The organism is Aeromonas sp. QDB56, assembly GCF_027705505.1.
Classification (GTDB): Bacteria; Pseudomonadota; Gammaproteobacteria; order Enterobacterales; family Aeromonadaceae; genus Aeromonas; species Aeromonas caviae.
Genome location: NZ_JAPDBZ010000173.1, coordinates 1 through 7,005 on the forward strand (window position 1 = coordinate 1; position 7,005 = coordinate 7,005).

General features: G+C 64.7%; 5 protein-coding genes and 1 pseudogene. 3 read left to right on the top strand and 3 right to left on the bottom strand.

The genetic code is table 11. From position 1 onward, the window contains the following. Positions 1-388: 388 nt before the first annotated feature. From OKB81_RS18475 to OKB81_RS18485, 3 genes are read right to left on the bottom strand one after another with little or no spacing between them, the layout of a single operon-like run. The gene (locus OKB81_RS18475) at positions 389-1,456 is read right to left on the bottom strand and encodes a lipocalin-like domain-containing protein (protein WP_160837653.1); all 1,068 of its coding nucleotides are present in this window, start codon (positions 1,454-1,456) and stop codon (positions 389-391) included. Next, on the bottom strand, positions 1,453-3,891 hold the full coding sequence (locus tag OKB81_RS18480; protein ID WP_270670472.1) for an FtsX-like permease family protein: 2,439 nt from the start codon (positions 3,889-3,891) through the stop codon (positions 1,453-1,455). The genes OKB81_RS18475 and OKB81_RS18480 overlap by 4 nt, the downstream gene beginning before the upstream one ends. 21 nt (positions 3,892-3,912) lie before the next feature. After that, positions 3,913-4,593: an ABC transporter ATP-binding protein gene (locus tag OKB81_RS18485; RefSeq protein ID WP_160837649.1), complete on the bottom strand. Its 681-nt coding sequence runs from the start codon at positions 4,591-4,593 to the stop codon at positions 3,913-3,915. 152 nt (positions 4,594-4,745) lie between these two features. Between OKB81_RS18485 and OKB81_RS18490 the strand changes: the two genes are divergently transcribed. The 3 genes and pseudogenes from OKB81_RS18490 to OKB81_RS18500 form a co-directional block, all read left to right on the top strand. After that, the gene (locus tag OKB81_RS18490; RefSeq protein ID WP_160837647.1) at positions 4,746-5,219 is read left to right on the top strand and encodes a DUF4357 domain-containing protein; all 474 of its coding nucleotides are present in this window, start codon (positions 4,746-4,748) and stop codon (positions 5,217-5,219) included. Positions 5,220-5,354: 135 nt separating this feature from the next. Then, positions 5,355-6,779 carry a sodium:proton antiporter NhaD gene (gene nhaD, locus OKB81_RS18495; RefSeq protein WP_160837645.1) on the top strand — a complete coding sequence of 475 codons (1,425 nt, stop codon included), beginning with the start codon at positions 5,355-5,357 and terminating at the stop codon, positions 6,777-6,779. Positions 6,780-6,812: 33 nt separating this feature from the next. Beyond that, positions 6,813-6,929 (top strand): annotated as a pseudogene (locus OKB81_RS18500) (pyridoxamine 5'-phosphate oxidase family protein); the annotation flags it as partial. Between the last annotated feature and the right edge of the window lie 76 nt (positions 6,930-7,005).

Below are 7,005 nucleotides of genomic sequence, written 5' to 3' on the forward strand. Positions count from 1 at the left end.
ATCTCGCACCTCGATAACTGTACGTAAGATCAGTATAGTTCGTGGTAACTGACTGCTAATCATGGGTAATCAGGTTGTGCTTTTTATAACCGAATTGAAGAGGTAACCATAGTCGCTCACTTCCTACCTTTGGAGCTCTGAGGGTCGGATGAGTAGGGTACCAAGCGCAACTCAACTTGTTGAGTGAAACGTTTTACTGGAGGTGAGATTTGATACGTATTTTTGATGGGGATCAGAAATCGGGGAGGGCAGGCGGTTTGTAGTAGGGGTTTTGGGGATGGCCTCCCAGAACAGCAAAACCACTTAATCGCAGAAATGGTGATGCAGGATAGGGTTGGCCCCACAGAGATAAAGCAGGGAAAGCGAACAAACAGAGCAGGCCGTTGGCTCAATACCCCGTCATCTCCAGATAGCCGACGCCCTGGGCATCCCCCGAGACGGATACCGCTCCTTCCCAGTAGTCAAAGCGCCCCGTCATGGCCTGATTGGGTTGGCGGGTCTCAATGGTGAGCGTCATATCGGCGGCTTCCAGCTGCCACTCGATGGGGTAGGGCTGCCCCTTGGGGCCGCGCCAGGTCTTGCCGGGGGTGAGGCGGAGACTGTCTGGGGCGAGAACCCGGCTGCTGCCGTCCCGCTCAATCAGGATGCCGTATCGGTTTTCGGGATTGGCGCGGCCCGCCTTGGTGCGCAGGCGAAACAGCATCAGCTCGCGGCCATCTTCAAATTGCAGCGAAAACCAGTCCCAGCCCGATTGCCACTCGGCCAATACCGAGCTGCTCCACTCATGATCAAACCAGCCCTCACCGCTGACATTGCGGGTCTCGCCATCCAGGGTCAGGGTGCCGCTGATGGTCAGGCGCGGGTAGGAGTAGTAGAAGGAGGCGTTGCCCGGGCTCTTCTCGCTGTAGCCCTGTTTGCCCTGCAGTACCGCCGGTTTGGCGGCGCTCACCTGCAAATCAAGATCCCCCGCCTTGCTCTGCACCTTGAGGGTGGCGGGAAAGAGCGCTTCCCCTTGGGAGGCCAGCACCCAGTCTTTCAGCCAATACTCACCGCCGCTGGCACCGGCGAGGCCCGGCCCCTGGCGGCTGGTGCGCTCGTCCTGCTGGTGGCTGCCTTTGCTCACATCCGTGATGGCGAACTGGGCCAGCCAGAGCTGGGGTGTGAGCCAGGGGTTGTCGGATGTTATCTCCTGCTCGATGCCTTGCCTGAACAGGGTCCACTGCATGCCGTAGCCGCGTCCCTGCTCGTCTTTCAGGTTGCCGGTGAGATACCACCACTCGGAGCGGTAGTCGGGGTGGGCGCCGTGATCCGCGGGCAGGCGGATGGACTGACCCGGCAGGGCCTTTTTGAAGTGATCGCTACCGCCGCCAAGGATGGCACCCAGATCGTTGGCACCGATCCCGGTGCCATACAGGGTGCAGAGCAGCGCCAGCCACCAGATGTTGAATGTTTTCATACCACTCTCCTTGCGGCGTACCAGGAGGCCAGCGCCCCGCACACCGGCGCCAGCAGAAGCGCCGTGACGGCGTGCAGGGGGGCGGCCTCGAAGGCCAGCCGCCAGCCGAAGGCGCGGGGGTTGACCACCTCGATCAGCACCCAGGCGAGGCCATAGCCCACCGGCAGGGCCAACAGCGCAGTGAGCAGCCCGAGGCCCGCCCCCTGCCACACCAGTAACCGGCGGCAGTGGCGGGGGCTCAGGCCAAGGCTCTGCAGGGTCTGCAACTCGCCGCGCCGGGCCAGCCCCAGCACCATGAAGGCCGAGCCGATGCCGACGAAGGCGATCCCCAGGATCAGCAATTTCAGCAGCTCGGTCACCACAAAGGTCTGGTCGAACACCTTAAGGGCTGCGGCGTGGATGGCGGGGGCGGGCAGGAGGTTCACCCCCTCACCAAACTGCGCCCGCAGGCGATCGGCGAGGCGCTCCGGTTGGTTGCTAAAGAGGGCGAGGGATTGCACGGCCCCGTCCTCGAAGGCGTGCAGTATCTGCCCCTTTTCGCTGCCGTAATCCTGATAGACACCGGTGACGGTGAGTGCCCTTGGGCCCTGTTCGCCGGTGACTTCGAGTGTCTGCCCCACCCTGACCCCTAGGCGCACCGTCAGCGGTTCGCTCGCCAGCACCTCGTCGGGGGCGGCGGGCCAGCGCCCGGCCAGCAGCGGATAGGCGGTTTTGAGCTCGGGGATAAAGTCCATCTGCGCCCACTCAATGGGCTGCCCCTGCCAGCGGGCGGGATGCACGGCGCGGCGGGAGGCGGCGCGCACGTCCGACGCGGCGAGTATGGTGTTGAGGGTCTGCTCGCCGAGGGCGCCCTTGTTGCCGGCCACCCCCTTGGGAGCGGTGACATAGAGATCGGCGGCCAGGCGCTGGCCGAGCCAGATCTCCACGCTCGAGCGAAAGCTCGACACCATGACCCCGATGCCGATGGCTGCCGCGATGGCCAGTTGCAGCGCCATCACGGCGATGGCGGTGCGATCCAGATGGTATTGGGTCTCGGCCACCCCGAGCCGGGCGGTGAGGGGGCCGCCGGGGCGGGATCTCAGCCGCCCCAGCACGGCGCGCAGGGCATCGGGCAGGGCGAGCGCCATGGCGAGCAGCCAGCCCCCGGCGACGAAGAGGGCGCCGGTGAGGCCGGTTTCTGGCCGCCACAGACAGAGCACGCAGAGCAGCAGGATGGCGATGGCCAAGGCTCGCCTGCGCCAGGGGTGGGCCGGCGGCCGACTGTTGCCGTCCCGCAGTTCAAGGGGGGATTGGCGCAGCAGTTGCCACCAGCCGGGCAGGTTGGCGGCGAGCGTCCCCAAAATGCCGATGACCATCGCCTTGCCAAGGCTCGCGGGGGAGAGGCGCAGCAGATCGATGGGGTTGGGGCCATAAAGGTCGGCCAGCGCCTGGGTGAGCTGCCCCATCAGAGCCAGGGCCAGGAGGCTTCCCAGCAGCAGCCCGAGCAGGGTGCCGATGCTGGCGAGGATCACAAGCTCTAGGATGAGCCAGCCAAGCACCCGACGCGGCGGCATCCCGAGGATGATGAGCTGGGCTAGCTGGGGGCGGCGCACGCTCTGCACGAAGCGCTGGGCGTTGAACACCAGAAAGAGCCCCACCGCCATGGCGAGCAGGGAGAGCGCCGTGAGGTTCAGCGCCAGGGCATCGCCGAGCTGGCTGGCATCGAGCGCCGGGCTGATGGGCTCAAGCCAGAGGGGCTGATGGGGGGCATAGGCTTGCAGGGCTGTTTGCAGGGTGTGAGCTTGCGTCTCGCTTAGCTTGAAGACGATGCGATCGAGCCGCCCTTCCTTGCCAAGCAAGGGCTGGGCGAGGCCGATGTCGGTCACCAGCAGCCGCTCCATGGGCACGGCGCCGGGTTCGAAGGTGCCCGCCAGGGTGAGGGTCAGCGCTCGCTTGCCCTCTTTGCCATCGGGCGAACTGTCGCTCAAGAGAAACGTCCGTGGCTGGCCCGGCTGCCAGCCCAGGCGCCTGGCCTCGGGGGCCGCCAACCAGACGCTGTCGGCGCGGTTCAAGGTCACGTCGGGCTTGCTGTCTGGCTCTGCGCCAAAGAGGCGGCGCAAGGGGCCGGGGTTGAAGAGATCCATCCCGAGGAGCTGGAAGCTGCGCCCCTGCTCGTCCTTGAGCCAGGCGTGCAGCTCTGGCATGGCGTCGAGATCCGGCTGGCTTCGTACCAGCTTTACATAGAGCTGCTCATCCAGCCCGCCGCTCGGCGCCAGGCGGTAATTGGCCTCCCCGGCGAGCTGGCTGCGGGCGGCGACGAAGTTGGTGCGGGCACTGTGGTTCAAGAGCTCGATGGCCACCACCAAAGAGACCCCCAGGGTGAGCCCGGTCAGGCTCATCAAGAGCAGCCAGGGGTGAGCGCGATAGAGGCGCAGCAGTGCCTTGAGGGGCAACATCAGCAGGCCCCCCAGCAGACGTCAGCCATGGCGGCGCCCCTTGAGCTCGACCAGCTGTCCCCCTTCAAGGCGCAGCACCCGATCCGCCAGGTCGCCATAGCCCGGGTTGTGGCTCACCAGCAAGAGACCGGCGCCGGTATCGCGCACCGCGCTCATCATCAGGGCCATCACCTGCTCGGCGTTGTGCTCGTCGAGACTCCCGGTGGGTTCGTCGGCGAGCAGCCAACGGGGCTGATGAATGAGGGCACGGGCCAGCGCCACCCGCTGGCGCTGGCCGCCGGAGAGCTGCTCCGGCCAGGCGTGGCGCTTGTGGGCCAGATCGAGCCGAGCCAGCAGGGCGTCAATCTCTGGCTGATGGCGAGGGAGCTGGTTGATGGCAAGGGGCAGGCAGAGATTCTCCTCCACCGTCAGGGTCGGCAGCAGGTTGAAGTCCTGATAGACGATGCCAAAGTGGCGGCCGCGCAGGCGGGCCCGCTCGTCCACAGGCAGGGTGTCGAGGCGGGTCTCCCCCAGCCAGACCTCCCCCTCGTCGGGGGGCAGCAGGCCCGCGATGAGGTTGAGCAGGGTGGACTTGCCACAGCCGCTCTGCCCCAGCAGCAGGCAGGTTTCCCCCGGGGTGAGGGCGAGATCCAGCCCCTCAAACAGGGGGAGCGTCTCGCCGCCGTTGGCGAAGCGTTTACTGAGGTTGCGCAGGCTAAGCATGGGATAACCGTTTGATGGTCAATGGCTTTCACAATGTCCGTCACTATGCCAGTTAGTGATCGCGCCTGCAAAAGGGATGGGGATCCTCGCTGGATCCCGCTTGCCTGAGGTGGTTAGAATAGGGCCTTCCATGGGTCACAGGATGCGCAAGGATGTTACACAAGCAAGTCAGTTTTATCGTCGACAGCAAGGGCGTCAAGCAGGCTGCCGTGGTCCCCATCGATATCTACAACGAGCTGATGACCCTGCAAAAGGCCCTCTCCGACAACAAGCCGGGGGAGCGCGAGCTCTACCACTTCAACGGCAAGGGGGCAGAGGCCCATGGTTATCCGGTGGGCAAGCGGCAAAACCCCGGTTTCATGGTCCAGGCGGGCTCCACCGCCAACGGCGAGGATGCGGCCTCCCTGCGCGAGGCGGTGATCGAGCTGCGCCAGGAGCTGCTGAGCAAGGGGGTGCTCACTCCCCACCCCGAAGGGGGCTTCATCTTTACCGCCGATCAGCTCTTCAACAGCCCGAGCCTGGCCGCGAGCCTGGTGGCGGGCAACAACCGAAGCGGGCTGGATGCCTGGCAAAACAGCGCAGGCTACACCCTCAAGCAATCGGGTTTTGGCAAGAAGACCTCCTGATGACGGGGCCCGGCAACGGGCCTCGCTCATGTTTGCCTGAGAGCCCGCGGCGGGCCGCTCATCAGGATGACAAGGAGGGCGGCTTCCCTTTGCGCTGCTAGCCTCAATGCCAGACGCCTGCCAGGAGATGCCGCCATGTCTGGACTCCTTCGCCTCGTGCCCGGGGCGGCCCTGCTCAGTGCCCCCGCCGCTGCGGGCAACGTCCCCCTCGATCTGACCCACAGCGGAGTCGGGCTCTTCGCCCTCGCCATCTTCGCCCTGGCTTATGCCCTGGTGATGGCCGAGGAGTACCTGAAGCTGCGAAAGTCCAAGCCGGTGCTGGTGGCCGCCGGCATCATCTGGATAGCCATCGGCCTGGTCTATACGGGGCAGGGGCAAAGCGAGCTGGTTCAGGCCGGGTTTCGCCACAACCTGCTGGAGTATGCCGAGCTGATGCTCTTCTTGCTGGTGGCCATGACCTATGTGAACGCCATGGAGGACAGGCTGCTGTTCGCCGTGCTGCGGGTACGCCTGGTGCAGGCGGGATTCAGCCTGCGTACGCTCTTCTGGCTCACCGGTTTTCTCGCCTTTTTCATCTCCCCCGTGGTGGACAACCTCACCACGGCGCTGCTGATGTGCTCAGTGGTGCTCAACGTGGCCAACGGGGAGCGCCGCTTCATCAACCTGGCCTGCATCAACATCGTCGTGGCAGCCAATGCGGGCGGCGCCTTCAGCCCCTTTGGCGACATCACCACCCTGATGGTGTGGCAGGCGGGCAAGGTGCCGTTCCAGCAGTTCTTGCTGCTCTTCATCCCCGCCCTGCTCAACTTCCTGGTGCCGGCCACCCTGATGAGCCTGATGGTGCCCCGTCTGGTGCCCGCCATGCCGGGCGAGATGGTGGTACCAAGGCGCGGCGCCGTTGTCATCGTGCTGCTCTTTGTGCTCACCATAGTGACCGTAGTCGCCTGCCATCACTTCCTGGGGTTGCCCCCCGTGCTCGGCATGATGATGGGGCTGGGCTACCTGCAATTTTTCAGTTTCTATCTGCGAAAGACCCAGCCCGTTACCCTGGCCCGGGCACGGGCGTTGTATGAGCGCACCGGGGACGAGGCCAGGCTGCTGCGTCTGGGCTCGGTGGTGCCGTTCGATGTGTTCAACAAGATTGCCAAGGCGGAGTGGGACACCCTGCTCTTCTTCTACGGGGTGGTGATGTGCGTCGGCGGCCTCGGGTTTATGGGGTATCTGGCGCTTGCCTCCCATTTCCTCTATGACGGTGGCGATCCGACCCTGGCCAACGTCGCCATCGGCCTGCTCTCCGCCCTGATCGACAACATTCCGGTGATGTTCGCCGTGCTCTCCATGGAGCCGCAGATGAGCACGGGGCAGTGGCTGCTGGTGACATTGACCACCGGGGTGGGGGGCAGTCTGCTTTCGGTCGGCTCCGCCGCCGGGGTGGCCCTGATGGGGCAGGCCAGGGGCATGTATACTTTCGTCGGGCACCTCAAGTGGTTGCCTGCCATTTTGCTTGGCTATATGGTCGGCATAGGGGCGCACCTGTGGCTCAACAGCGCCCTGTTTTAGGCAACCCGGTTCCAGGCACCAGGGAGAGGCAGGATGGGACAACTGTTCGAGGCGCTTTTGCCGCGCCATGTCACCTTTATCGAGGGGCAGAAGATCTTCTTCGTCGGCACGGCGGCCGCGAAGGGATCGGTCAATCTCTCCCCCAAGGGCGCAATGCTGATCAGTTAAGGATCCATTGACCGATCCTTCTGCTGTAGGACAATCCGGAACCAATCACTGGTTCCGG

Bases quoted from the DNA above. Each gene is read 5' to 3' on its own strand.
- OKB81_RS18480 (WP_270670472.1), bottom strand. From the start codon at position 3,891: ATGTTGCCCCTCAAGGCACTGCTGCGCCTCTATCGCGCTCACCCCTGG.
- OKB81_RS18475 (WP_160837653.1), bottom strand. From the start codon at position 1,456: ATGAAAACATTCAACATCTGGTGGCTGGCGCTGCTCTGCACCCTGTAT.
- OKB81_RS18490 (WP_160837647.1), top strand. From the start codon at position 4,746: ATGTTACACAAGCAAGTCAGTTTTATCGTCGACAGCAAGGGCGTCAAG.
- nhaD (WP_160837645.1), top strand. From the start codon at position 5,355: ATGTCTGGACTCCTTCGCCTCGTGCCCGGGGCGGCCCTGCTCAGTGCC.
- OKB81_RS18485 (WP_160837649.1), bottom strand. From the start codon at position 4,593: ATGCTTAGCCTGCGCAACCTCAGTAAACGCTTCGCCAACGGCGGCGAG.